The sequence below is a fragment of the Helicobacter sp. 13S00401-1 genome, from assembly GCF_002272925.1.
Lineage (GTDB): Bacteria > Campylobacterota > Campylobacteria > Campylobacterales > Helicobacteraceae > Helicobacter_I.
On the sequence record NZ_MLAR01000007.1, the window covers coordinates 1 to 26,649 of the forward strand.

Sequence of the window (26,649 nt, forward strand, 5' to 3'; positions counted from 1 at the left end):
TCTTAAAAGAAAGCCTTTTTCGGCGTGAGCCAAGGGGAGGGCCTCGCTAATTACGTTTCTAGCAAAAATCACGCGTTCGCACTACTGCTCACTTTTCTCGTGATTTTTACACCACGAAACGGGCGAGCTAACGGGCACATTTTAGTGGAATAATTTGCATATATATAATTTTTTATTTTTAAGGAAGCTTCGCTTTGGTTAGAAAAAACATGCAAATAATAAACAGTGTGAAAGAGAAAGTGTTGGAATAAAGATTTAGTTAATAGTGTAAAGAGATTGGAACTGCTTATAAAAAATGATGTGTTAAAAAATATTGTTGATTTTTGTTAATCTATGACTTGTATCATTGCTTTCATATTAATAAAGGAGTTACCCATCATGGAAAACTTAGTTCAATCAACTTATAACGATGCTATAAAAAGCGGTGTAGTAGTAGTAGACGTAGGCGCTAACTGGTGTCCAGACTGCAGACGTATCAAACCTGTGGTAGAAGCGATGAGCAAGGAGTATGCTGGTAAGGCAAAGTTTTATGAAGTAGACTTTTCAGAAGAAGAAGCTTTAAAAGATAGCCTAGGCATAAAAAGAATCCCAACTATAATATTTTATAAAGATGGTGTAGAAGTAGGCACTAGACTAGTAGAGCCAGCTTCAAGAACACCTATAGAAGATGCTTTAAAATCTTTACTTTAATGATAAATTAGATTCTATATCTCATAGAATCTAAGCTTTTCAAGAGCTAGAAGGCTTTTGGAAGGTTTTTCCTCCTAGCAAACTTTTATATATTTTTAGAAAAAGACCCTATACCAGTAGAAAACTTATAGTCTATATAAAGAAAGACGCTACTTCTATCATCTGTCCTGCCCTCAAAATTATCTGCTACTTTGCTATAAGAGCCAACCTTATAACCTTGATTTGTAACATCTCTAAAGTACTCAAATCTTAGACCAACTCCAAAGTTTTTAAGTGACTGATACATATCAAGATAGATAGACTGCTCATCACTCCTAGTGCTAGTTGTGTAGCGTCCAAGCAAGGTCCAAGTAAAGTCACCTATGTGTACATTATGAGTACCACCTACCCACAAGTAAGCATTAAAAGCATTTCTAGATACAGCATCTGAAAGTGACTGGCCTATCTCGTACACACTTGAAGTCCAAAAGTCAAACTTTAAGCCCTTATTACCTATAGTGCCTACATATGCATTAGCATAGCCGAAGTTTTTATAAAGCCCAAGACCAAAGTTATAGTCATGTAAGTTGAAAGTTTGCATTAGCGAGATGTTATAGCTATAGCGATCGATTTTTTGACCTCTATAGTAGCGAACACCATTAATGCGCTCTAACCCACGTGCTAGATTCCACTGTTTATCTTGTATGTAAACTCCATAGCCCATAAGTTGAGTAGTAGACTTTAGATCTCCCCATGTGTAAGTTCCTACTACTTTTCCACCAACTGCAGTAGCGATATTTACCATAAACTGAGTGAAAGGTCTTATAAGTAAGCTTTTAGAACCATCTTCATTTGATAGTGTTAGGTCTAGACCTCCTATGTGTATACCACTAAGGTTGTAGTATCTTTTTCCATTAACATCATAGTTTTGATATATAGCAGTTGGGGCATAGTAGTCATAAAGCCACTGACTATCAGCAAAGGCTCTTCCAAAAGAGCTTACCCACCAAAGTCTAGCTTCATTGTTTCCTAAAAACTTAGAATGCACACTAGTTTTTATACCTTGCATATGACCACTTAAGTAGTCAGCATCTGAGGCAAAGCGACCTCCCTTAAAGTCAAAGTACTTGCTTTTAAAGTCTACATAGGCATTATGTATGACTATATTTCTAGTGTGGATTCCATCTGGGTTTAGTGTGTTGCTATATCCACCCCAGTAACCTATGAAGTTATAGTTTAAGCCACCTACTGGACTAGCCTGGTCAAAACCATCATTGTTGATAAACTTAGTGGAATCATAGATTAACCCCCCAGCAGTTACACCTACATCAAAGGTGATAGATGTATCCTCCCAGCCAAACTTCTCACTAGGGTCTATATTTAAGTCTAGTTGGCCAACCATGGTCGAAAAAGATTCTGTAGGATACTGGCCTTTTGCATTATTTACAGGCTGGTTATTAAAGCCAAACTTTGAAAAAGATCCAGCATATCCATCTATCCTAATCATAGGCTTACTTTCTTTCTTCACACTCATACTCTCATCAGCATAGCCTAAAGAAAAAACTAAACTTGCTGCTAGTAGCACTCCTGCATTTGTCATTAAACTACCTTTCACTAAATCCCCCTTAAGCAATATTTTGTAATGTGTAATTATTCTAGTGAGTTAGTTTTTTAATGTCAATATTTATTTAGATTGTGTTTATAATGATATGTATATAGAAGGATATATTTACCTTTTGAAACGTAAATTTTATAATATCTTACTTTTTTATACACTATCACTAAGAAAAAAGATTAGGGTAGGGTAAGGCAAACTTTAAGTATCTAGTATGATGATTTTACTTTTACTTGCAAAACTAGCTTTTAAGAGGCTAGGTAATCTAACACTAAAAAATGCAGTTTTTATAGAATCTAGCTTTTCATAGATAAAGCTTGCCATGGCTGCAAGTTACACACTTACTTAGCGCATGGTAAGTTTAAATCTATCTATCCACCTTAAAGCTTGCTAGATAAAAACTTATACTTTTTTATAAGACTTTCTCATAAAGGCTTTTACTCCTGAAGAGAATTTATAGTCTATATAAAAATAGATATGGCTTCTATCATCAACGCGTGGAGCGAAGTTGCTAGCTACTTTATTGTAAGAGCCTACCATAAAGCCTCTATTAGTATAATCTCTCATCCATTCAGCAGTGAAACCTACACCAAACATTTTGAATTGTTGATAAAGATCTAGAGTTAAAGCTGGCTCTTCTGCTCTATCACTAGTAGTGTATCTTCCTTGTAAACGCCAAGTTAGAGTGCCTATCTTAACATCATGATTACCACCAACCCATAGATAAGAAGTAAAAGCCCTCCTTCCAACTACTGCTGAAAGAGACTGTCCTATCTCATAAACTGAGTTTGAGTAAACATCTATATCGCTTAAAGCACTATTACCTATTGAACCCATGTAGGCATTAGCCATGCCAAAGTTTTTATACAGTCCAAATCCAAAGTCATAGTTTTTCATATTGAACTTTTGGATTAGGGCTAGGTTGTAGCTGTTTTGATCTATGACTTGTCCTTTAGCATAACGGATTCCATCTATTAATTGTAAGTTGCCAGGAGTACCTGCTAGATTCCACTCTTCATTGGCAACTTTTACCCAGTAGCCTTGAAGTGTGGTAGTAGACTTAAAGTCACTATTACCATAAGCTGCTACTGCTTTACCACCTACTGCTGTAAAAACGCCTGGTGTAAAGTAGACAAAAGGTCTTAAAAGCACGTTATGACTACCATCTGCGTTTTGCACTTTTATATCTATACCACCTGCATGAACACCTTTTAAGTTAGGGTTGTTAGCTACACTTCTACCTGTGTTTTCCCAGCCTGCAGTTGGGGCGTAGTAGTCATATAGCCACTCGCTATATGCTTGAGCCCTTCCCCATGAGCTTTGCCACCAGAATCTTGCTTCATGATCTCCTGCAAACTTAAAGTGCACACTAGTAGTAAAGCCTTGAGTGTAGCCACTAAAGTAGTCAATTTTAGATTCATACCTTCCACCTTGGAAGTCAAAGTACTTACTTTTGAAGTTTAAGTAAGCATTATGTACCATTATATTTCTTGCATTATTACCATTTGCACCTTGATTTATATAGCCTCCCCAGTAACCAACATAGTTATAGCCTAGACCACCTGTTCCATCAGCTCCACTAAAACCAGAGTTATCAGCAAACTTAGTTGAGTCATAGGCTAGTCCACCTAAAGTAGCTCCTATATCAAAGGTCAAAGAAGTATCTTCCCAACCTAGTTTTTCACTAGGGTCTATGTTTAAGTCTAGTTGAGTTATAAGGCTAGTAAAAGATTCTGTAGGGTACTGGCCAGTTTTGTTATCTATACTTTGATCATTAAGCCCAAACTTCGAAAAAGTCCCTACGTAGCCATCTAGCATCACTATAGGTCTTTTAGCAACTCCAGCCTGATTTACATTAGCGCTTCCTTCTCCAAATGCAAGAGTCCCAACTAAGCTAGCAGCTAAGACTAAAACACTTCCTTTTGTAAATATACTTCTCATAATCTACTCCTGTAAATATTGTTTTGGGTGTATTACATTGTAGTACTAAGAGTGGATGATGTCAATATCATTTAATGAACATTTATGTAAAAATGCTAGCAAATTAAAAGTAGCTTTTTAAGTTTTATTTAAGCTAAAAATAACGAAAAAAGGTGATGAAAGTAAAAATAAGCTGTATAAAAGTAGTATAAAAATGATCTAGCTATAAAAAACTAGATCATTATAAGGAGTAAGTTTAGTTAAAAAAGTAAAGATTTAGTTATCTTATATTTTTGTATAAGATGTTTTCATAAAGTTTCTAACTCCACTTGAGAATTTGTAGTCTATATAGAAGTAAGCATGGCTTCTATCATCATATCTTTTAGCTAAGGTTGCGGCATTACCAGTAAATAGAGGTCCTACTGCATAACCTGCATTAGTATTAACCCCTAAGTACACTAGGTTTAAGCCTACGCCAAAGTCTTTAAACTGTTGATAGATATCAAGAGAGACTGAGTTTTCATTAGCTCTTGGAGCTACAGTATTTCTGTACTGAAGATTCCAAGTTAGATTACCTATACCTACATTATGAGTACCACCTACAAAGCCATAAACTGTGAAGGCATTTCTTGCTAGGGCGTTAATGTAGTCTCTTCCATAGGCATAAACTGAGTTTGCATTTACATCTACGTAAGTGTTAAAGCTTGCATTACCTGTAGTACCTATGATGGCATTAGCAAAGCCAAAGTTTTTATATAGTCCTAAACCAAAGTCAAAGTCTTTAACATAAAAGGTTTGAACTAAGGCAAGGTTGAAACTGTTTTGATCTAGAGTTTCGCCAAATAGTTTTGCATTAACCCCAGTTCCTGTTGCACCTAACATAGAAGGATCAGCCATCATAGCGTTAGTTAGACCTACCCAGTAGCCTTGAAGGTGAGTTTTTGACTTAAAGTTATAATCTCCAAAAGTAGCTACTACTTTACCACCAACTTGTGTGAAGATATTATTAGCAAACTCTACAAAAGGTCTTATAAGGATGTTTCTAGTATTATCAGCATTAGCAAAAGTTAGATCAAGTCCTGCAAAGTGTAGGCCACTAAAGTTATCTTTTTGCCAGCCACCACTTTCTGAGTAGAAGTCATAAAACCATCTACTATAAGCTAGCCCTCTTCCCCATGAGCTCATCCACCAAAGTTTGGCTTCATTGTTGCCACCAAACTTATAGTGCACATCAGTACTAAAACCTTGGTTGTAACCACTTAAGTAGTCAGCATCAGATTCATAACGACCGCCCTTAAAGTCAAAGTACTTACTTTTAAAGTCTACATAAGCGTTATGAACTATGATGTTTCTAGTGTTATTACCAGTTGCAACTTGAGCATTTCTAAAGTAGCCATCACGATAACCAAAGTAGTTAAAAGCTAGTCCACCTCCATTAGTGCCATTGTTATCAAACTTAGTTGAGTCATAAGCTAGTCCACCTAAAGTAGCCCCTATATCAAAAGTTAAAGAAGTATCCTCCCAGCCAAATTTTTGACTAGGATCTATGTTTAAATCTAGTTGAGTTATAAGACTAGTGAAAGATTCTGTAGGATATTTATCTTTAGTGGCATCTACTGGTGTGTTGTTAAAACCAAACTTTGAGAAGGTTCCTACATAACCATCTACCATAACCATAGGTCTTTTTACAGTAGTAGTACTAGTAGAGCTAGTAGCATCAGCACCAAAGGTTAAGGTTCCTACTAGACTTGCGGCTAATACTAAAAAAGTACCTTTTAGAAAAACAGCTTTCATGAAAACTCCTTATGTTATTTTGGGTTGTGCTCATTTTAGTACTAGGGATAATTTGATGTCAACATCATTTAACCTTCATTTAATCTTGTGTGTACGAGTATGCGAATACAAGTCGTTTTTTAAAAAAATGTAAATTTTCCTTGATAATATTTATTTGTTAGGTAGGAGTGCTATTTTAGGACTCATGCATAATGAGAAGTTATAAAAAGTCCTTGATTTAAATCATGAAAGAGTTAATTTAAGTTCATAAATACACAAAAGATATATTTTTTGGTGATATTTTCTCATTTTTTACGATTAGTAACAATTAAAGGGCTAAAGATTCCCATGAAAGCAATGTTTAGCTTTTGTTTAGTAAGTAAGTTGTACTTAGGTTGCGTTTCTTATCTTTGATCAAAAATTATTTTTAATTGTTCTAAAAGCCTTGCTTTTAATTTACTTTATAGTTAATCTTTTGAAAATTAACATTGAGAAAGGAAGAAAATGTCAAAAGTTTATTTTTTCGCTACCTGTGTAGGTAGTGCTGTATACGCAGATACTTGCGTGAACGCCATTAAGCTACTACAAGATGCAGGCGTTGAAGTTATCTTCAAAAAAGATCAAACTTGCTGCGGGCAGCCAAGTTTTAACAGTGGTTACTATGAAGAAAGTAGGAAAATAGCTCTTCATAATATAAAAGTTTTTGAAGGAGACTATCCTATAGTTACTATAAGTGGGTCTTGTGCTGGAGTTATGAGAAAAGATTATGAAGAGCTTTTTGAAGGAAGACCAGAGATAGATGAGGTAAGAAAGTTTCAATCAAGAATGTATGAGTTAAGTGAGTATTTAGATTCTGTCTTGCAAGTAAAGTATGATACTAGAGATATGGGAGAAAAGATAAAAGTTACATGGCACTCAAACTGCCATGCCTTACGTGTTGCTAAGTGCATACCTAGTGCTAAAAATATCTTAAGGTCTTTATCTAATGTTGAACTCATAGAACTTGAAAGAGAAGAAGAGTGCTGTGGCTTTGGTGGAACTTTTGCAGTTAAAGAGCCTGAGCTTAATGAAGCCTTAGTAACAAATAAGATAGCAGACATAAAAAGTAGAGACGTAGATATACTATTAGCCGCTGATGCGGGCTGTCTTTTAAATATATCAGGTGCTATGAAAAAGCAAGGATATGAGCTTCCAACTATGCATTTTTATGATTTTTTAGCTAAACGTATACAGATAGCATAAAGGAGATAGATATGAGTAGACATTCTATATACCACTCAAAGCAAGAGTATCACGACAAAGTAAAACAAAAACTAGCTGATAAACAACTAGGAGCTAACTTAAAGTCTGGTATGGATACTTTAAAGACTAATAGAAAAAAACTAATCGCCACAAGATACTTTGACTGGGAAGGTCTAAGAGAAGAGGGCAGTAAAATAAAACAAAATGCTTTAAGGAATCTTGATACTTTACTTGCAAATTTTGAAGAAAAAGCTACCAAAAATGGCATAAAAGTTCACTGGGCAAGCACACCAGATGAAGCTAATGAAATAATTTTAAAACTAGCTGTAGACAGACAAGTTACTACCATACTTAAAGGTAAGTCTATGGCTAGTGAAGAGATACAGCTTAATGCTTACTTGCAAGAAAAGGGTATAAAAGCAGTAGAGACTGACTTAGGAGAGCTTATCATCCAGCTTATAGATGAGCCGCCAGTTCATATAGTAGTTCCTGCCATCCATAAAAATAGAAATCAGATAGGGCAAATCTTTGTAGATAAACTAGGAAGTGAGTATGTAAGTGAGCCTGAAGAGTTAAATAAGATAGCTAGAAAACATCTAAGAAAAGAGTTTGAAGGCTTTAAGATGGGGATTTCTGGCGTAAACTTTGCTATAGCTAATGAAGGTGCACTGTGGCTAGTTGAAAATGAAGGTAATGGAAGGATGAGTACTACAGCTTGTGATATACACGTAGCAATCTGTGGTATAGAAAAAATAGTTGAAAGCTTTGAAGATGCTTGTATACTAGATACTTTGCTAGTTCCTTCAGCAACAGGAGCAACCATTACTTGCTATAACAACATTATCTCAAGCCCTAGAAAAGAAGGTGAGTTAGATGGGCCAAAAGAAGTACACGTAGTAATGTTAGATAATAATAGATCTAATATGCTTTCTCAGCCTCACTACTGGAAAGCACTAAGTTGTATAAGATGTGGTACTTGCTTAAACCACTGTCCAGTCTATGACAAAATAGGAGGACATGCTTACTTAAGTACTTATCCAGGACCTATAGGAGAAGTTATAAGCCCTCAACTTTTTGGACTTGATAATGTATCGCCAATTGTAAATCTTTGCAGTCTTTGTAATAGATGTAATGAAGTCTGCCCAGTTAAGATTCCACTAGCTGATTTAATCCGTGACTTAAGGGCTGAAAAAGCACACGAGTATGAAGGCAAGATAGCAGGCTATAAAAACACCAAAGTTAACTCCACAGAAAAAAAGATAATGGAAGGTTTTGCTAGCTTTGCAAGCAGTGGATCTAAGTGGCGCTTTGCTATGACAATGGCAACTCTAGCCCCACTTGCTAAGCCAGTAGGTAGGATGATACCTATACTTAATAAGTGGCTGCTTAATCACTCTTTCCCAGAGATGAGTGGGAACTTAAACTCAAAAGTTAAACATATGAAAGGGGTCATCTATGAGTAGTAGAGAAGATATATATGGCAAGATAAAAGATGCCTTAAAAGCTAACCCTATATTAGAGGTTAAAGTAGAACATAACGATCATATGATCTATGATAGAGATAGACTAGTAGACGCCTATGTAGAGTATCAAGAGGCTAATAAAGGCGAAGTCTTACTTTCTAGTAAAGAGACCTTAAAAGAAGATGTAAGTAAGCTTTTAGCTGATCTTAAAGCAGAAAGACTACTTATTGCTAAAAATATAGAATCTGTTTTGCCTGCAGATTCTATAGAGTTTGCAAATAAGATAGTTTATGATAAGAGTGTAGAAGAGCAAAGAAGTGATCTTTTTAATATAGACTTTAGTATCATCCATGCTGATGTTGGTGTGGCTAACCTAGGCATTATAGGGATTGCTACTAATGAAGAAAATCCGCGCCTTGCTAGCCTTATAGTTAGTAGCTGTATAATCTTGCTTAAAAAAGAAAGCATTTTGCCTAACCTCTTTGAAGCTATAAATGTTTTAAAAGGCTCTAGAAAAGATGGCCACCTTCCTACTAATATAGTCTTTATATTAGGCCCAAGTAGGACTGCTGATATAGAGCTAAAAACAGTTTTAGGAGTACATGGTCCAAGGAATGTGTACGTAGTTTTATATTAGTTTTTAAGCACGCTTTAAGCAAGTTTTTATTGAAGTAGTTTTAAAGGGTAGATATTTAAAAACTATCCTTTAAGGCTACCTAGTTTACAAATCCACTTCATTTCCCTAAGTTTAAAAAGCCCTTTTTTAGCTTAGGGGATCTTTTTATATAGATAGATAGCTTATATATTTCTTCTTAATAAGTAACTTTTAGTAGCTTTACTCATTTTGGACATAGCTATGAAAGTTGGCCTATAGTTACACTTTAGTGATTTAGAATCTATAAAAAAGCAAATATTTAAAAATAAGATGGAACTTTTACTCCAATAGTTTTAGAAACTTAAGTATCCTTAGGAAATAGTTACACTGTTAAAAATAGGGGTTATTTTCAATAGCTAAGCTACACAAAACGCATTTTAAGGATATTACATGAAAAAGAAAGTCGTTATCTTCATAGACTGGGAGAACCTAAGAAAGGAGATAGAAAAGATACAAAAAGATAAAAAATGCATGCATTTTAATAAGACTACCCTAAATTATAACAATGCTACACACATCATGGCTTTAATCTACTCTTTCATAGAAAAAGATGATGACTTACAAAAGATATTTTTTTATACTGCACCACCCATTGATATGGATGATAACATGAGTGCTAGTGTGGAGATAAAACCTAGAATCCCACAGTATGCAAAAGAGTTTTTAGATAACATAGTTAAACAGCCCTACGTTGCTTCTAGGCTTGGTATATCAAAGTTTAGAGGTTTTGATGAAGGTGGTAAGCCAATATTTATCCAAAAGCAAGTTGATATGCTTTTAGGGCTTGATATAGCCCACGTAGTCTATAACAAACTAGCAGATAGAATCTTAATCTTTTCAAAAGATATAGATTTAGTGCCTGCTTTAAAGTGTGCTAGAACACAAGGAGTTATAACCTTGCTTGCTAACATAAAAGAGGGCTTTGATATGAACTCTGAGCTTATGAAACACTCAGACTTAATCCGAACAAGAAGTTGTGAGAATATAGTCAGCTACATAGCAAGCAAGATGCAAGAACTACAAAAGTAGGATGTTTTTTTACATTGCCATGTGTTAAGTGGTAGGTTTTATATTAGCGTGGCAATTTTGTGTGTTAAAAAACTCACAAGTTGCTAGAGATTTATAACTTTACAGAATCTAGATTACATTTAGATTCTATCTTCCTTATAGACTGTCATAATCTATACTTTATCTCCTTCAATCTCTTTTAATAATGAAAAGATATTAGATTCTATAAACTAAGATGTTTATATAAATTAAGCCTTTAAGTAAGTCTAATGTAGCAAAACTTAAGGATATCTCCTTTTTTAAGTTTGTAATCATTACAAAACTCTACATATAAAATATGTATATTCTACAAAGACTATACAACACATATGGTGTTTAGTTAACTTGTAAGTTTTTCTTAAACTTAACTGAGTAGAATGTGACGATGTCTCGTAATGTTTAGTAGCATTAAGCAAAACTTAATATTAAACAAAATATGACATCATAGATTCATTTACCACACAAAGGAGTTCAGCGTGTCATACTCACAAAAAGTACTAAAACACATTAAAGAAAGGTTTCCAAGTCAAGGCGTTTTTCACCAAGCAGTAGAAGAGGTTTTAACTACTATTAAACCCTTACTTGATAAAGAATCTAAATACGAACAAAATGCAATTTTAGAGAGGTTAGTAACTCCAGATAGACAGATACACTTTCGCGTAACTTGGGTTGATGATAAAGGCAAAGTACAAGTTAATCAAGGCTATAGGATAGAGTTTAGTCAAGCTATAGGGCCTTATAAAGGTGGATTAAGATTCCATCCTAGTGTTGATGAGGGTGTGATTAAGTTCTTAGGATTTGAGCAGATTTTTAAAAACTCACTTACTGGCGAGGCCATAGGTGGCGGTAAGGGAGGAAGCGACTTTGACCCTAAGGGTAAGAGTGATGGTGAGATCATGCGTTTTTGCCAAAGCTTTATGAGCGAGCTTTTCCGCCATATAGGGCCTAATACTGACGTACCAGCAGGTGATATAGGTGTAGGTGGACGTGAGATAGGCTATCTTTTTGGGCAGTATAAAAGACTGGCTAATGAGCACACAGGTGTACTTACAGGTAAGGGGCTAAACTGGGGTGGAAGTTTGGTTAGGACTGAAGCTACAGGCTATGGTTGTGTTTATTTTGCAGAAGAGATGCTAAAAGCTAGAAATGAAGGCTTAAAAGGTAAAACTTGCTCAGTTTCAGGCAGTGGAAATGTTGCAATCTACACCATACAAAAACTTCACCAACTTGGCGCTTTACCAGTTACTGCAAGTGACTCAAGTGGTATGATCTATGATCCAAAAGGTATAGATGTAGCCCTTTTAAAAGAGATAAAAGAGGTAAAAAGAGAGAGGATAGAAAGCTATGTAAAACATAGAAAAGAAGCTACTTTCACTCCAGTATCTAAGTACCCTAAAGGAAGAAATGCAGTATGGGATGTACCAGTATTTGCAGCCTTCCCTTCAGCTACTCAAAATGAGTTAAATGGCGAAGATGCAAAAGTTCTACTAGCAAATGGCTGTAAGTGTGTAAGTGAAGGTGCTAATATGCCTTCTTCACTAGAAGCTATAAATGAGTTTTTAAAAGCAAAGATTGCCTTTGGACCAGCAAAGGCAGCAAATGCTGGAGGTGTTGGAGTTAGTGCTTTAGAGATGAGCCAAAACTCACGTATGCAAAGAGATAGTTTTGAGACTGTTGATAGCCAGCTTCAAAACATTATGAAACATATCTTTACTATCTCAGACGCAGCAGCACGCGAGTTTGGAGATCCAACTAACCTGGTTATGGGTGCAAATATCGCAGGTTTTAGAAAAGTTGCTAATACCATGATAGATCTAGGTATCTACTAGGAAACTTACTTTTTATATAGCTTTATTTATATAGTCTTGGCTTTAAAGATGGGAGTTAGAATCTAACTTCCACTTAAGAAAGTAAGAGGCTATTTTATCTTTTAATCATCACCTTAATAAGCTACGCAATTATCAAATCTATAAGCCTTTAAATCACTGCTAAATATTATTTCTTTTAGAATCTAGATTCTAACTTTACCTTGCTAAGAGTTTCTATGCTGCTTTGCTACTACTTATTTTTTGCATCATAGTGATTTTATAAAATAGTTAAGATTTAGATTATTTTATATAGGCAGTTTCAATCTCTTTGCACTATTAACTAAATCTTTATTCCAACACTTTCTTTTTTTTTATTTTTTCTTATGTATATGTTTTTCTTTTAATAAAAACGAAGTTTCCTCGAAAGCGTAAGCTTCCTTGAAAACGTAAGCTTCCTTGAAAAAGGGATTTATCTCCTCTTCACTCCCTGCAAGCCTGCGAAAGTGTGTGCTTCCTTGAAACTAGCACTAGTTGTTATAAACAACTAGGGCTTTTTTTGAGAAAGCCTCTTTTTAGCGTGAACTAAGGGAAGGGCCAAGTAATATTTGTTTTATCATTGCTAGGAGTAGAGAATCCATGACTTAGCAATCTAATATTTTGTCTTTTGTTTTTGTGTGTAAGCAAAAACAAGCTTGCGGAGATGACTACTAGGCAATATTTTATAAAATAAAAACTAGGGGGATAAGAGGAGGGGGAGCGCCTAGCTTAAGATAGGGGCCCCCCTTACCAAAAGACAAAGATTTTTAAAAGTAGATTTTGCGATAAGAAACTTGTGCTTCTCACACACAAGACTTGCCACAGGGTATTTTACATACCCTTAGCACATGATAGATTGTAAGGATTGTAAGAAAAGTACTACTGCCTATAAAAATGATGATTTGTAACTTTTGCTAGTAAATTATGATACTTGCTAAAAGCAAGCTAATAAAAATTATAGTAAATAAATATTTTACTAAATCTGTGTATACAGTAAAGCATTTCTTATCTAATCTGTCAATAATATGTCAAGAGTAGCTTTTACTAGCCTATAAGTTAAGAAAGTATTTACTTAATATCAACTAATCTTTACATACTTCAGTTAGACACTTATAATAATCACTATTAATATTTAGATTAATAAAAATTACAATTATTATTATAAAAGGTGGCTTATGAAAAAATACGCAACTTTAGCCCTAACGCTAGGGCTACTCTTCGCGCAAGATGATATTTCTAACACAGATGAAAAAGAAAAAGATTCTAAAAACACACACCACACTAGACTAGATAGAGTAGTAGCTACTGCTAGTGGGTTTGAACAAAATATCAGCCAGGCACCAGCTTCTATCTCTGTAGTCACACCTGAAGAACTAAGCGCTACACCAGTTAGAGATATAGCTGAAGCCTTGCAAGATGTACCAGGCGTTTCCATTGATAGTGGTGTAGGCAAGACAGGAGGTTGGGGTATAACTATAAGAGGTATGCCTCAAGCCTATACTCTCTTTTTACAAGATGGTAAAAGGCTTAATGTCACCACAGGAACCCTTCCTAATGGCTTTTCAGAAACCTTAACTGCCTTTATGCCCCCACTTGCTGCAATTGAACGTATAGAAGTTATAAGAGGGCCTATGAGTACTCTTTATGGAAGTGATGCAATCGGTGGGGTAGTAAATATCATCACTAAAAAGAACTTTGATAGATGGGGTGGGAGTATAACATTAGATGGACTTGTAAATGAAGATAGGGCTTTTGGTAATACTGCCTCACTTGGACTTTACACAGCAGGGCCTTTAGATAAGGCCAAACACTGGGGGCTAACTTTAAGGGCTAGAGAGTTTTATAGAACTAAAGTTAATGTTAATGACTTTAAAAGGATTCCAACGCTTAGATTTAATGCTGCTGGTATAAATGCTGCTGCAAGAAACACAGTAGTAGGACTTTCAGAGGCTAATATCTATAATATAGGTAGTAGACTTATCTATAGTCCAGATGCGCAAAATAGCGGTTATATAGATCTAGACTGGGCTAGTCAGTGGTATGATAACTCTCAAAGTCAGCTAGGAACTATAGGTGCAGGCTATGGCCCATCTTTAACTTTTGATAGGCTTAATGCTATAGCAGCCCATGATGGAAGGTATGAAGTAGGAGGACTTTTAAGACGCATATCTACTGATACTAGCTTGCAGTTAAACTACGCTTCTAACTTTGGAAGAGAGCTAACTGCTGATATCTTTACTAATAGACCTGCTGAAAGACATTTAGTTGGGCAGTCAAGAGATATCTATGGGCTAGATGTGATACTAGATCAAAATACTAAGTTTGACTATGAAACAGTTAAGCTTACAGTAGGTGGTCGCTACTGGTTTAACTCTATGAATGATAGACTTATACCAGGTACTTCTTTTATATACCAGCACAACGCAGCCATCTTTGCTGAAGCCCAGATAGAAATAATTGACAATCTTCTTTTAACCTTAGGAGATAGGATTAATTACAACTCAGTCTTTGGATTTAACAACTCTCCTAGAGTTTATCTAGTCTATAACCCACTAGAGTGGTTGACCATAAAAGGCGGAGTGGCCCAAGGCTATAAAACTCCTAATGTTAATCAACTAGTGCCAGGCGTTATAAACCTAACTGGTCAAGGCCAAGTGCTAGTTTATGGTAATCCAACACTTCGTCCTGAGACTTCTACTAACTACGAGCTAGGAGTAAGTACTGATAATGACTGGTTTGAAGCAAGTCTAACAGGCTTTTACATAGACTTTAGAGATAGGATAGGTAACGTCAGTGTGGCTGCTCAAGGTACTTTGCCAGGTGGAAGCGGTATATGTGTTCCCATAAGAACTACATCTAATGGAAATGCAGTAAATAGTAATGTTAATAGATGTCAAACTCAAGAAAACCAATCCAGTGCTTTAAGCTATGGAGCTGAAGTCTTTTTTGGCCTTAAGCCAGTAGGAGTAGGAGTTGGTGATATCAAGTTTAATCTAAGCTATACCTTTAATAAAACTGAAGCTATCCCAGCACAAGGCGCTAGGAATCAATTCAGAGTGCCTTTTACAGATGTACCACTTCACACTTTAAACTCAGCCATAACTTATATACTAGATGAGTTTAATATCTTCTTGCGTGGAGAGTTTAGAGGCGATACTTTTAGAAAAGAGATAACTTCCTTTGCCCAACAACAATCTTTCATAAACGCAGGGGTTAGCCAGTACTATAAAGACTACTTTTTACTTCATATAGGAGCTAACTATACTTATAAGATAGATAAGCATCAAAGTATAAAAATAAGCCTTGGTATAAACAACTTACTAAATCAAGACTTCTTTGACTACACAATAAGAGATCCTTTAGCAACAAATGGTACTACTGCTAATGCTCTAAATGCCTATAACTATGTGCGTGAAGGTAGACGCTACTATGGCTCTATAACTTATAACTTTTAGAGCTTGTTGCTTACTAAACTAGGGCTTACTACCTAGGTTAGTAAGGCAAGTAAGCAATGTAATTAAGTAAGACTAGTAAGGTTAGTAAGGCAGCACTTATTGCTTTATATCATAGGTAAAATTACTTTTTTTATAAGCTTTTAGATATTTGCTTCTAAATAAGCCTAATAAAACTAGAGATTTATAAGCTTGTGATGGATGGATAAAAAAGATTAGAGCTCTTTACTCGCAAGCTATTTTATACATCTTCTTTCTTTGGCTTGAGCCTTCTATATTAAGCTGCTTTCTATACTTTGTGATAGTTCGTCTAACTATTTTTAGATTAAACTTTTCTTCTATAAGACTTAGAATCTTAACATCACTTAGAGGCTGCTTTTTATTCTCATTTTTGATAAGTTCTAGTAAGAAATCTTTTATGCTTGCATTACTTGTATTTTCATCTATAGCTGTTGTAAAAAAGCTTTTTATAGGAAAGATGCCGCGGTTACACTCTAAGAACTTATTTTGTATAGCACGTGAGATAGTACTTGGAGAGTGCTTTAACTCATCGGCTATATCTTTTAGCTTCATAGGCTTTATCTCCCCACCTGTAAAAAAGTCATACTGATACTCTATGATCATAAGGCCAATTTTACGCAAAGTAGCTTTTCTCATATCTAGGGCATCTATTAAATCTCTAGCTTCTTTTAGTTTTGTTTTAAAAAAAGTATCTTTAAGTACTTCTTTGTTTGTGTTTTCTGTACTAGTTGCAAAGATATTAGGATAGTAAGCGTCATTTAGCCTAAGTTCTATGTTGTGCTTATCTTGCACTAAAATCAAATCAGGGATGATAACACCTTCATTAGCTTTATAATCTATGGCTGGTGGGCGTTTAAAGTGTTTTATGACATTCATAACTTTGGCGTAGTTTGGTTGGGCTTTATAGCTTGAGTGAGACTGCAAGTTAGATAGAATCTTAGCTGCTAAGTCGTAGTCTTTGCCTTCTAGTGGACTTGAATCAAGCTGAAAGATTAAAGATTCTAAAGCATCTTTTGCACCTATGCCAGTTGGAGTAAGCCTACTAAATCTAAGTCTTATTCTCTCTACTTCTTCTTTAAAAGTATAGATTTCTTTAACCTTTAAGCTTTCAACTATAAAATCTAGATCTGCATCAAAGTAACCATCCTCATCTAAGTTGTCTATGATTTCAAAAGCTATGCTTTGACTTTTAGGACTTGGAAAAAGAGGGGGGATAATCTGATCGCTTAAAATCTCATATAAACCAGTTTCATAAGTACTTAAACTTTCTATCTTATCACTTAGGGAGTTTTTAGCACTAAAGATTTCTTTTTGTGCCTTTCTAGTGGGCGCTAGACTTCCTTCTAGTGAGGTTTGAAAGTTGCTTTCTACGTTTATGCATGGGTTATCCTCACTCATCTTTGATATGATGCTTTCTAGGTCTGTAAGTGAGCTTTGGAGAAGAGGAAGCCAACCTTTTAGCGTAGAAGAAAGTTTAACTTTTGCTGATATTTGCGTTTTAAGTTTTGCCACAAGCTTACCTACAACTTCGGTTTAATCTTTTTTGCATTTTAACACACGCAAGAGTGTAAAAAGCTTTATATTTAAGCCTAGGGGCTAATAAAATAATCTTTAAAATTATTAAGATTAGTTAATGACTTATCAATATTTTGTTAATTTTTAATGTTATTTTGGTACCATGTAATACATTTTTATAAAATCAAGGAGAAGAAATGGGTGTTGAGCAGGTATCTGGACAATGGCTGCAAAACTATGATCCACTAGGCAATTTATGGCTTAGTGGGCTAGTAGCGATCTTGCCAATTATTTTGTTTTTTGTAGCATTAGTTGTGTTTAAAGTAAAAGGATGGCTTGCATCTTTGCTCACTGTTATACTTAGTATGTTGATAGCACTTTTTATGTATGAGATGCCTTTTAACATGGTTATATTGTCCTTTGTTAGAGGATTCTTATATGGTATTTGGCCTATAGCGTGGATAATTGTTGCGGCTATATTCTTATATAAGCTTTCAGTGAAGACTGGTTACTTTGATGTATTAAAACAAAGCGTTATGCATATAACTCCAGATCATAGAATCCAAGTTGTATTAATAGGTTTTTGTTTTGGGTCTTTCTTAGAAGGTGCTATAGGTTTTGGTGGTCCAGTAGCTATCACTGCTGCGCTTTTAGTTGGTCTTGGATTAAGACCACTTTATGCTGCAGGCCTTTGTTTGATAGCTAATACTGCTCCAGTTGCCTTTGGTGCAGTTGGGATTCCTATCATAGCTTTGGCGGGTTCTGTAGGCGTACCAGCTGATGCAATCTCAGCTATGGTTGGTAGGATGCTTCCTCCTTTGACTATCTTTGTACCTTTCTTTATAGTATTTTTAATGGATGGTATGAGGGGTGTTAAACAAACTTTCCCTGCAGTGTTTGTAGCAGCTATAAGCTTTGTTTTAGTTCAGTACTTTAGTTCTAACTATCTAGGTGCAGAGTTACCAGATATCATCTCAGCTATAGTTTCTATCTTCTTAACAGCTATATTTTTAAAATTCTGGAAACCAAAAAATATCTTTAGAACTGATGGAGATACTTCAAAAGAGGCATTAGACGCAGGAGAAAAGCATCACATATGTAAAGTTATAGTTGCATGGATGCCTTTTGTGTTTTTAATCATCGTTGTAGTTATATGGAGCACTCCTTGGTTTAAAGACCTAGTTAAAGCAGGTGGAGCACTAAGTGCAACTAATATAAGCTTCCATATGCCTTATATCTTCAACACCATCTTGCAAAATACTCCATTAGTAGAAGCACCAAAAGTGATAAATACTACTTATACATGGAATATCATAAGTGCAGCTGGAACTGCTATCTTTATAGCAGCTATCATTAGCATCTTTGCTCTTCGTGCAAGACCTAGCATCATAGCAAGCTCTATAGCAGAGACTTTTAAAGAGATGTGGATACCTATCATAACTATAGGCTTAGTTGTAAGCTTTGCTTTTGTATCTCAGTATAGTGGAGCAGGGGCTACTATGGGTCTAGCACTAGCACAAACTGGTGGTGTGTTTACTTTCTTCTCACCTATAGTTGGTTGGATAGGTGTTTTCTTAACAGGATCTGATACATCAGCTAACTTACTCTTTGGTACGCTTCAACAAGCAACCGCTAAAGGTCTTGGCATGCCAGAAGTCTTATTTCTTGCTGCAAACTCAGTAGGTGGGGTTGTAGGTAAGATGATAAGTCCTCAAAGTATAGCTATAGCTTGTGCGGCAGTTGGTCTAGTAGGTAGAGAATCTGAACTATTTAGATACGCTGTTAAGTACTCTATAGGCTTTGTTATAGTTATAGGAATCTGGGTAAGTCTTATAGCTTATGTTTTCCCAGGCATGATAGTAGATATCGCAAACTACACGCACTAAAACTAGTGCCTTAATCTAGCCTTAAAAACAAGACTTTTTTTAAAGTCTTGTTTTGCTTTTTACTTAATCTTTAAGCTTCTTAACTTTGTTTTTAAAATAGACTAGGAAAAATTACAAAGTAATGTAGACATCTAAACAAGCTTATACATCAAGTTTTATAGAATCCTTTTTTTACTACATTTTTGCTCTTTAATTTTAAGAATAATAATTCCTTGCATATCCTAAGTGAAACCTACTTTACTTTTATGCTTATACTTTACTCTTTTACATATATAGAGATTTAAAACATGCAAAAAATTATTTTTTTAAGCTGTATTTAGCAAATAAAGTACTAATATCATTCCGTCTTGGTGTCATGTTTTTGCTATTTTTGACACTACATAGATAGATTAAAAATTTTAATTAGCGAAGGGAAGTTAAATGGGAATAGCAGAAACATCAGCACACTGGCTGCAAAACTATAACCCGCTGGGCAACTTATGGCTTAGTGGTTTTGTTGCATTATTGCCTATTATCTTGTTTTTTTTATGTTTGATTGCTTTTAAGATGAAGGGGTGGTTAGCCGCTCTTTTAACAGTTATCTTAAGCATCATAATTGCACTTGTTATGTACAAAATGCCTTTTGGCATGGTCATTATGTCTTTTATCAAGGGCTTTTTATATGGAATCTGGCCTATAGCGTGGATAATTATTGCCGCTATTTTCTTATTTAAACTATCTGATAAGACTGGTTATTTTAAGATACTTCAAGATAGCGTTATGACTATCACTCCAGATCATAGAATCCAAGTTATATTAGTTGCTTTTTGTTTGGGTGCTTTCTTAGAAGGTGCTATAGGTTTTGGTGCTCCTGTGGCCATCGCTGCTGCCCTTTTGGTGGGTCTTGGTTTAAGACCGCTATATGCTGCATCTTTATGTTTAGTTGGTAATACTATACCAGTTGCCTTTGGTGCAGTTGGTATACCTATAGTTGCTATGGCAGGCCTTGTAGACATGCCAGCTAGTGGTATATCAGCTATGGTTGGTAGGATGCTTCCTCCATTTATCATCCTTTTACCATTTGTAATGATATTTTTAATGGATCGTTGGAAGGGTATAAAAGAAACTTGGCCAGCTCTTCTTGTAGCAGGCATTAGTTTTGCCATCCTTCAGTACCTTACTACAAACTATATAGGGCCTGAGTTAGGAGACATCATCCCATCTGTTATATCTTTGGTGCTAACTGCTGTGTTTATGAGGTTTTGGAAGCCAAAAAGGATATTTAGAACTGATGGTAAAGAGTTAGATCCTAACTTTAAGCCAGAACGTCATCCTGCAGGTAAAGTAGTACTTGCTTGGATACCTTTTGTGCTATTAATTATTGCTGTAGTTATTTGGAGTACTCCATGGTTTAAAGATCTTTTTAAAGCCGGTGGAGCTTTAGCTTTAACAAATATTAGCTGGCATATGCCTTTTATAACTGGTACTATCTTTAGCGCAGCGCCAATTACAGCTACACCAAAAGTTATAGCTACAACTTATACTTGGGACATCATACATGCTACAGGAACTGCGCTTTTAATAGCAGGTATTATTAGTATCTTCGTGCTTCGTGCAAAACCTGCAGTTGTTGGTGCTGCTATAGCTGATACTTTTAAAGAGATGTGGATTCCAATTATTACTATAGGTTTAGTTGTAAGCTTTGCTTTTATCACTCAGTATAGTGGAGCAGGGGATACTATGGGTCTAGCCCTAGCTCAAACTGGACATGTTTATACCTTTTTTGCGCCTATAGTTGGTTGGATAGGTGTTTTCTTAACAGGGTCTGATACTAGTTCAAACTTGCTTTTTGGAACTCTTCAACAAGCAACTGCCATAGGTCTTCACGTCCCAGAAGTTTTCTATCTAGCGCTTAACTCCTTTGGTGGTATCGTAGGTAAGATGATAAGCCCTCAATCTATCGCAGTAGCGTGCGCTGCTGTTGGTATAGTAGGTCAAGAATCTGCACTCTTTAGAAAAGTAGTTATACACTCAGTATGGCTGGTTGTACTTATGAGTATTTGGGCTGTTGTTGTCTATTACGTCTTCCCTAGCATGATAGTTAATATAGCTCATTATGTAAGCTAACTTAATAGGGATATATTATTTGACCTTAGCCTTAATCTTAGGGCTAAGGTGTTTTGCTTTGGTTAGATATTTTTATTAGATATTTGGGGCTAGATATTAAAACTTAGTTAGTTTAAAGAGACTTTGTGTAAACGTTTGCTAAAAAAAGCATTTACAAGTATTTTTTGTTAGAATAGAAAAATCTCAATTAGGAGCGATAAATCAATGAAAATTTTAGTTATACAAGGTCCAAACCTAAACATGTTAGGACATAGAGACCCTAGAATCTATGGCACTTTGACCTTAGAGCAAATCCATGCTAACATGAAAATATGGGCTAATCAAAACCAACTTGAACTAGACTTTTTACAAAGTAACCACGAAGGTGAGATTATAGATAAGATTCAAGAGTGTGTTGGTGGAGAGTATGAAGGTGTTTTAATGAATCCAGGTGGTTTATCTCATACATCTATATCTTTAGCTGATGCTATAGCATCTTGTGGTGTGCCTGTCGTTGAAGTTCACTTAAGCAACATACAAGCTAGAGAAGAATCAAGACAGAAGTCCATCACTGCTGCAGTAAGCGTTGGGATTATAGCTGGCTTTGGACCTTTAGGCTATCACTTAGGACTATTAGCTTTAACTAATATTATCCAAGAGATTAAGCAGCTTAAAGAAAGTCAAGAACAACAAGCTAATAATCCTCAGGCCTAAACCTAAGCTTTAAAACTTATCCCTTTTAGTTTTAAAGGGGATTCCTTCTATAAAAAGCATAAATTTGACACAAAGCATTTTTTATACTTAAATACTAAATCATGTCAGTCAAGGAAAGTAATTTGAGTTCATTTAAAGAGCTGCTAAAAAGCAGTAAAAATCGCTTAATAACAGGTGTGATTTTAATCATAGCCCTTATTATCATCCTATGGATAGATAACCTAATCCTTACTTGGGCCATACTAGGGATAATCTTTCTTATAGGCATGCAAGAGGCTTGTGTCTTATATAAAACTTCTTTTAACATTCAAAAGATCATCATCTCAATAGTTATATGGGTAGTTGCTTACTTTGTTTCTCATCCAGTTTATCTTGGAATCTTTGCTTGGGTTTTACTAAGCGGGATAAAGGCTTTTAGAGGAGAGAGCGAAGAAAGAAATGAGATTAATGAGATAAAACCTTTTTTATATCCTAGTGTTATGTTTTTAGCCCTTTATGATATCTATGCTAACTTTGGCACTTATGCTTTTGTATGGCTTATAGTTGTAGTGGCTTTAACTGATACCTTAGCTTACATAGGAGGTAGGCAGTTTGGCAAGCATAAGCTAACAAAAACATCTCCTAATAAGACTATAGAAGGAACTATCATAGGTGTTATCATAGGTAGTGCTATAGGCTCTTTAGTAGGGCTAGGTGTAGTTGAAGGCTTTTGGGTGTCTTTGGTGTTTAGTTTTATTATAAGTGTGCTTAGTGTTTTAGGTGATATCTATGAAAGCTTTTTGAAACGAAGTGTTGATGTAAAAGATTCTGGAAGTTTGCTGCCTGGGCATGGTGGAGTGCTAGATAGGCTAGATGGGCTTTTATTTGGTGCTATAGCTATGCTTTTAGTCTTTTATGTTTTGGTGTGAAAAAAAGTTATGGAAGAAAGTACTTTAGATTCTAAAAACATAGAATCTTTTTTGAAAAACTCCTTTGTATTACTTGGATCAACAGGTAGCATAGGGGTTAATGCCCTAAAAGTTATCTCCGCTTTTGATAAAAAGATAGAAGCCCTAAGTGCAGGCAGTAATATAGACTTGCTTAATAGGCAAATAAGTCTTTATAACCCAAGCCTAGTATGCATAGCTAATAAATGGGATTTAGCTAGGCTAGAAGCTAGGGGGGCTAAGGTATTTGTAGGAGAAGAAGGGCTTTTAGAGATGTTAAGTCTTGCTAAGTCAAGATGTGTGATAAACGCCATATCTGGTTTTGCAGGCTTGCACGCTAGCTTAAAAACCCTAGACTTAGATAAAAGCTTAATACTTTCTAATAAAGAAAGCTTAGTGATAGCTGGAAGCAGGCTTGAGACAAGTAAGATTATCCCAATTGATAGTGAGCACTTTGGGCTTTGGTATCTTTTAGAGAGCTTAAGTACTAAAAAAAGTAGTGTTTCTAGGCTAGTTATAACTGCAAGCGGCGGGGCTTTAAGAGATAAAAGTGCTAGCGAGATTATGGAATCTAAACTAAAAAGTGTCTTAGCCCATCCAAACTGGAAGATGGGCGCACGCATAACAATTGATAGTGCTACTATGGTTAATAAACTCTATGAAGTTCTTGAAACCTACTGGCTTTTTAAAGATATAAATCCTAAGCTAAAGATAGATGCTTTGATTGAAAGAAGCTCAAGTGTGCACTCCTTAGTTGAACTAGAAGATGGAAGTTTACTAGCCCACTTAGCAAGTCCAGACATGAAGCTACCTCTTAGCTTTGGGATAGCAGGTAAAGAGGCTTTTGAAAAGCCTATAATCAAAAAGCTAGATTTAAAAGATTTGCTAAAAATAGACTTTAGAGATATAGACTGTGACTTATATCCTTTATGGAGATATAAAGACTTGCTATTAGAAAAGCCATATTTAGGTGCTGTGCTTAATGCTAGCAATGAAGTAGCAGTTGAAGGCTTTTTAAATGATAATCTCCCTTTAAAAGTGATACTAGACATAGTAAGTTTTGCCCTAGAAACTTTTAAAGATTCTAAGATAGGTGAAGATTTAAAAGACTTACTAGACCTTCATAAGGCTGCTAAAGATCTAGCGATAAAACGTCTTCAAAGACATCTAGCTTAACTCTTTTTTATGTTTACTAAAGTAAGTTTTAACAAAGAAAAGTATTTTCTAGATACTCTTAGACAACTAGGTGTGTTTAAAGGTGTAGGCGATGACTGCGTTAACTTAACATATTTAAAAACTAAGCATAGATTAGAAGAGCATGAGGTTTTAGACTATAAAAGTAAAGTAGTAGGCTTTGATAGCTTTGTAGAAGGAGTTCACTTTAAAAGGGAGTGGATGTCTTTAAAAGATATAGCAACAAAGGCTTTTTTAGTTAACTTTTCAGATGTGCTATCTTGTAATGCAACTCCAAAATACGCCCTTTTAAGTATCTCTCTTCCTAGTCTAACTAAGCTAGAAGTAAAAGAGCTAGCAGAGTCTATAGCTAGTATCTGTAAGAAACATGGAATCTTTTTAATAGGTGGAGATACAACTAGTGGCAAAGTTTTAAGCTTAAATATAGTAGTTTTTGGAAAGCTAGATAAAAGAAGGTTTTTAAGTAGGAAAAATCGCCACTTAAAAGGTGCTATCCTAGCTTATACAAGATCGCGCACTAAAGACTTAGGAGGCTCACTAAAAACACTTACTTCACTTTTAAGATACCCTCATAAGCTAGTGCACAATAAAAGAGATAAGAGATTTTTAGAACCTAGTTTACGTGGAAGTTTTATAAAAGATGCTAGAAAACACATGCTTATAGGCTTAGATATCTCAGACGGCTTAGCTAGTGAAGTGAAGTATTTAGAATCTAGCAATAAACTAGGCTTAAAATCTTTTATAAAACTTAACTCTAAAGTTTGGAAAAGTGGCGAAGAGTATGAGATGTTATTTGCCTATAATAAGGCCAGTAAACTTGCCTTGCAAAGACAGGCAAAAAGACATAGGATAGCCCTTGTAGATGTTGGTAGCTTTGGATGCATTAAAAAGCTTAGGGTGAAATATAATGTTTGGCATCAGTAAAAGGAGATTAAGCAAGTGTTAGATAAGAAATTATTAAAAAGTATAGATATTTTTAGGTCACTAGATGATTCGCTTTTAAATGAACTACTTTTAATAAGTAATATAGTGCAGTATAAAAAAGATAATGTGCTTTTTTATGAGGGCGAAAGACCAAGTAGGCTTTATATCTTGCTTGATGGGAAGATAAAGCTTTTTAAGGTTGATAATAACTCTAATGAGATAGTTTTACATAGATTACAAGGCATATCATTGATAGCTGAAGTAGTCTACTTTGCACATGGAATCTTTCCAGCCACAGCTATCTTTGAAGGGGATAGTACAGTTTTAAGCATAGACTATGAAGGATTTGAGAAGTTTTTAGATAATAAACAGGTTTTAAAAAGCTTTGTGATATCTTTAACTGAAAAGATAAGGATATTAGAGGGGATAATCTCTAATAAAATGATTTTAAAAGCTAAGCAAAAGATAGCAAGGTATATAATTTTAAATGAAGCTAGGCTTAATATGCTAAATCAAAAGCAGATTGCAAAAGAGCTTTTTATAACACCAGAGACTTTAAATCGTAATCTTAAGATTTTAAAAGAAGAAGGTGCTATTAATATGGTAAAAAGTAAAATAGAAATACTTGATTTAGAATTCTTAAAAGATATCTCAGAATCTTAAAAGTTTGTTAAAAGTTTGGTTTAAAGGTATACTTTTTGCTACTGGCTTTACAAAGAGGGCTAATAAAGGCTCCAAAAAAGTTTAAAAAGATTTAGTTTGATATCCTTGAAAGGGACTGAAGGGACTTATGTATATGGTTTTTGAAGATTTTATTTATGGAGTTAGTAATGGCATATAATCAAGCTAAAAAGTTAGATGACCTACTAGACAAACGTAAATGCAATAAATCTAACATTAAGTATATTTCCGTAACTTCAGGCAAAGGTGGAGTAGGGAAGTCTACAATCAGTGCTAACCTCGCATACAAGCTTAGTAAGCTAGGTTATAAAGTTGGAGTTTTTGATGCTGATATAGGCTTAGCTAACTTAGATCTTATCTTTGGCGTTAAGGTAGAACATAGCCTTTTAGATGTTTTAAAAGGCTATGCTAGCATAGATGATATTATCCATAAAGTTGATCAAAACTTATATCTTATACCTGGCGATAGTGGCGAAGAGATACTAAAGTATGCACAAAACAACATAGTGGAATCTATAATTGATAAAAGTTCCATACTTGACACTCTAGACTATCTTATCATAGATACAGGAGCAGGCATAGGCGCGCTTAATCAAGCCACTTTAAAAGCTAGCGAGTATATAATCGTAGTTACCATGCCAGATCCTTCAGCCATAACTGATGCCTATACTACTATTAAGATTAATGCAGATTCTAAGTCTGAGATATTTATGATTATAAATATGTGCAAAGATCAAAGCGAGGCAAAGTCAGTTTTTTCTAGAATCCAAACCATAGCTAAGAAAAATATCCCCACTATGAACCTTAAGTTCCTTGGAGGGTTAGAGAGTAATGCAGCTGTAAATAGAGCCACTAGAAATAGATCTCTTATAGCTAAAGTTGAGCCATTTAACCCAGTATCTGTAGAGTTAGGAGACATCGCATTAAGACTTCATAATGAAGTTAACAGTTTGGAACAAAACATGCTTTCAGACCGTAAAGGCTTTAATAGCTTTTTTAGGCGTATGCTAAGTTATATATAGG

The 26,649-nt window shown here is 35.1% G+C and carries 20 protein-coding genes; 15 read left to right on the forward strand and 5 right to left on the reverse strand.

Going from position 1 to position 26,649, the window contains the following annotated elements; all coding sequences use genetic code 11:
- Positions 1-378 precede the first annotated feature (378 nt).
- Positions 379-690: a thioredoxin family protein gene (locus BKH43_RS04855; protein WP_095229165.1), complete on the forward strand. Its 312-nt coding sequence runs from the start codon at positions 379-381 to the stop codon at positions 688-690.
- 85 nt (positions 691-775) lie between these two features.
- Here BKH43_RS04855 and BKH43_RS04860 read toward each other — a convergent pair whose 3' ends face one another.
- The 4 genes from BKH43_RS04860 to BKH43_RS04870 form a co-directional block, all read right to left on the reverse strand.
- A complete protein-coding gene (locus BKH43_RS04860) occupies positions 776-2,284 on the reverse strand; it encodes an outer membrane family protein (protein ID WP_143429032.1) in 1,509 nt (502 codons plus the stop codon).
- A gap of 201 nt (positions 2,285-2,485) precedes the next feature.
- Entirely contained in the window at positions 2,486-2,608 is a 123-nt protein-coding gene (locus tag BKH43_RS08715) for a hypothetical protein (RefSeq protein ID WP_275542198.1), read from the reverse strand.
- 78 nt (positions 2,609-2,686) lie between these two features.
- On the reverse strand, positions 2,687-4,225 hold the full coding sequence (locus BKH43_RS04865; protein ID WP_095229169.1) for an outer membrane family protein: 1,539 nt from the start codon (positions 4,223-4,225) through the stop codon (positions 2,687-2,689).
- Positions 4,226-4,489: 264 nt separating this feature from the next.
- The gene (locus BKH43_RS04870) at positions 4,490-5,998 is read right to left on the reverse strand and encodes an outer membrane family protein (RefSeq protein ID WP_095229171.1); all 1,509 of its coding nucleotides are present in this window, start codon (positions 5,996-5,998) and stop codon (positions 4,490-4,492) included.
- 483 nt (positions 5,999-6,481) lie between these two features.
- Between BKH43_RS04870 and BKH43_RS04875 the strand changes: the two genes are divergently transcribed.
- From BKH43_RS04875 to BKH43_RS04900, 6 genes are all read left to right on the forward strand, one after another.
- The gene (locus tag BKH43_RS04875; protein WP_095229173.1) at positions 6,482-7,219 is read left to right on the forward strand and encodes a (Fe-S)-binding protein; all 738 of its coding nucleotides are present in this window, start codon (positions 6,482-6,484) and stop codon (positions 7,217-7,219) included.
- An 11-nt stretch (positions 7,220-7,230) separates the two neighbouring features.
- Positions 7,231-8,682: a LutB/LldF family L-lactate oxidation iron-sulfur protein gene (locus BKH43_RS04880; protein ID WP_095229175.1), complete on the forward strand. Its 1,452-nt coding sequence runs from the start codon at positions 7,231-7,233 to the stop codon at positions 8,680-8,682.
- Positions 8,675-9,319, forward strand: coding sequence for a lactate utilization protein C (locus tag BKH43_RS04885; RefSeq protein WP_095229177.1), 645 nt, complete (start codon positions 8,675-8,677; stop codon positions 9,317-9,319). Before BKH43_RS04880 ends, BKH43_RS04885 begins: the two co-directional genes overlap by 8 nt.
- Before the next feature lie 408 nt (positions 9,320-9,727).
- The gene (locus BKH43_RS04890; RefSeq protein ID WP_095229179.1) at positions 9,728-10,366 is read left to right on the forward strand and encodes an NYN domain-containing protein; all 639 of its coding nucleotides are present in this window, start codon (positions 9,728-9,730) and stop codon (positions 10,364-10,366) included.
- Between the two features lie 494 nt (positions 10,367-10,860).
- Positions 10,861-12,213, forward strand: coding sequence for an NADP-specific glutamate dehydrogenase (gene gdhA, locus BKH43_RS04895; protein WP_095229181.1), 1,353 nt, complete (start codon positions 10,861-10,863; stop codon positions 12,211-12,213).
- A 1,190-nt stretch (positions 12,214-13,403) separates the two neighbouring features.
- A complete protein-coding gene (locus tag BKH43_RS04900; RefSeq protein ID WP_095229183.1) occupies positions 13,404-15,683 on the forward strand; it encodes a TonB-dependent receptor in 2,280 nt (759 codons plus the stop codon).
- A gap of 222 nt (positions 15,684-15,905) precedes the next feature.
- On the opposite strand, the gene BKH43_RS04905 is transcribed toward BKH43_RS04900, so the two are convergent.
- Positions 15,906-17,213: an RNA polymerase factor sigma-54 gene (locus tag BKH43_RS04905; RefSeq protein WP_095229185.1), complete on the reverse strand. Its 1,308-nt coding sequence runs from the start codon at positions 17,211-17,213 to the stop codon at positions 15,906-15,908.
- A gap of 200 nt (positions 17,214-17,413) precedes the next feature.
- Between BKH43_RS04905 and BKH43_RS04910 the strand changes: the two genes are divergently transcribed.
- The 8 genes from BKH43_RS04910 to BKH43_RS04945 all read left to right on the forward strand — a co-directional run bounded on the left by BKH43_RS04910 (position 17,414) and on the right by BKH43_RS04945 (position 26,648).
- Entirely contained in the window at positions 17,414-19,102 is a 1,689-nt protein-coding gene (locus tag BKH43_RS04910; protein ID WP_095229187.1) for a lactate permease LctP family transporter, read from the forward strand.
- Between the two features lie 420 nt (positions 19,103-19,522).
- The gene (locus BKH43_RS04915) at positions 19,523-21,208 is read left to right on the forward strand and encodes a lactate permease LctP family transporter (protein ID WP_095229189.1); all 1,686 of its coding nucleotides are present in this window, start codon (positions 19,523-19,525) and stop codon (positions 21,206-21,208) included.
- A gap of 204 nt (positions 21,209-21,412) precedes the next feature.
- Positions 21,413-21,901, forward strand: a complete 489-nt coding sequence (gene aroQ, locus BKH43_RS04920) for a type II 3-dehydroquinate dehydratase (RefSeq protein WP_095229191.1) — start codon at positions 21,413-21,415, stop codon at positions 21,899-21,901.
- A 122-nt stretch (positions 21,902-22,023) separates the two neighbouring features.
- Positions 22,024-22,809 (forward strand): phosphatidate cytidylyltransferase, encoded by a 786-nt coding sequence (locus BKH43_RS04925; RefSeq protein ID WP_172402319.1) that lies wholly within the window; start codon positions 22,024-22,026, stop codon positions 22,807-22,809.
- A 9-nt stretch (positions 22,810-22,818) separates the two neighbouring features.
- Entirely contained in the window at positions 22,819-24,003 is a 1,185-nt protein-coding gene (gene dxr, locus BKH43_RS04930) for a 1-deoxy-D-xylulose-5-phosphate reductoisomerase (RefSeq protein ID WP_095229195.1), read from the forward strand.
- Between the two features lie 9 nt (positions 24,004-24,012).
- On the forward strand, positions 24,013-24,945 hold the full coding sequence (locus tag BKH43_RS04935; protein ID WP_095229197.1) for a thiamine-phosphate kinase: 933 nt from the start codon (positions 24,013-24,015) through the stop codon (positions 24,943-24,945).
- A 15-nt stretch (positions 24,946-24,960) separates the two neighbouring features.
- Complete coding sequence (locus BKH43_RS04940; protein WP_095229199.1) at positions 24,961-25,608, forward strand: Crp/Fnr family transcriptional regulator; 648 nt, start codon at positions 24,961-24,963, stop codon at positions 25,606-25,608.
- A 167-nt stretch (positions 25,609-25,775) separates the two neighbouring features.
- Entirely contained in the window at positions 25,776-26,648 is an 873-nt protein-coding gene (locus tag BKH43_RS04945) for a P-loop NTPase (RefSeq protein WP_095229325.1), read from the forward strand.
- The last annotated feature ends 1 nt before the right edge of the window (position 26,649 follow it).

Coding starts and splice junctions, on each gene's coding strand:
- BKH43_RS04915 (WP_095229189.1), top strand. CDS start 19,523: ATGGGAATAGCAGAAACATCAGCACACTGGCTGCAAAACTATAACCCG.
- BKH43_RS04890 (WP_095229179.1), top strand. CDS start 9,728: ATGAAAAAGAAAGTCGTTATCTTCATAGACTGGGAGAACCTAAGAAAG.
- BKH43_RS04865 (WP_095229169.1), bottom strand. CDS start 4,225: ATGAGAAGTATATTTACAAAAGGAAGTGTTTTAGTCTTAGCTGCTAGC.
- BKH43_RS04945 (WP_095229325.1), top strand. CDS start 25,776: ATGGCATATAATCAAGCTAAAAAGTTAGATGACCTACTAGACAAACGT.
- BKH43_RS04870 (WP_095229171.1), bottom strand. CDS start 5,998: ATGAAAGCTGTTTTTCTAAAAGGTACTTTTTTAGTATTAGCCGCAAGT.
- BKH43_RS08715 (WP_275542198.1), bottom strand. CDS start 2,608: ATGGCAAGCTTTATCTATGAAAAGCTAGATTCTATAAAAACTGCATTT.
- BKH43_RS04900 (WP_095229183.1), top strand. CDS start 13,404: ATGAAAAAATACGCAACTTTAGCCCTAACGCTAGGGCTACTCTTCGCG.
- BKH43_RS04855 (WP_095229165.1), top strand. CDS start 379: ATGGAAAACTTAGTTCAATCAACTTATAACGATGCTATAAAAAGCGGT.
- BKH43_RS04875 (WP_095229173.1), top strand. CDS start 6,482: ATGTCAAAAGTTTATTTTTTCGCTACCTGTGTAGGTAGTGCTGTATAC.
- BKH43_RS04880 (WP_095229175.1), top strand. CDS start 7,231: ATGAGTAGACATTCTATATACCACTCAAAGCAAGAGTATCACGACAAA.
- BKH43_RS04935 (WP_095229197.1), top strand. CDS start 24,013: ATGTTTACTAAAGTAAGTTTTAACAAAGAAAAGTATTTTCTAGATACT.
- dxr (WP_095229195.1), top strand. CDS start 22,819: ATGGAAGAAAGTACTTTAGATTCTAAAAACATAGAATCTTTTTTGAAA.
- BKH43_RS04885 (WP_095229177.1), top strand. CDS start 8,675: ATGAGTAGTAGAGAAGATATATATGGCAAGATAAAAGATGCCTTAAAA.
- aroQ (WP_095229191.1), top strand. CDS start 21,413: ATGAAAATTTTAGTTATACAAGGTCCAAACCTAAACATGTTAGGACAT.
- BKH43_RS04910 (WP_095229187.1), top strand. CDS start 17,414: ATGGGTGTTGAGCAGGTATCTGGACAATGGCTGCAAAACTATGATCCA.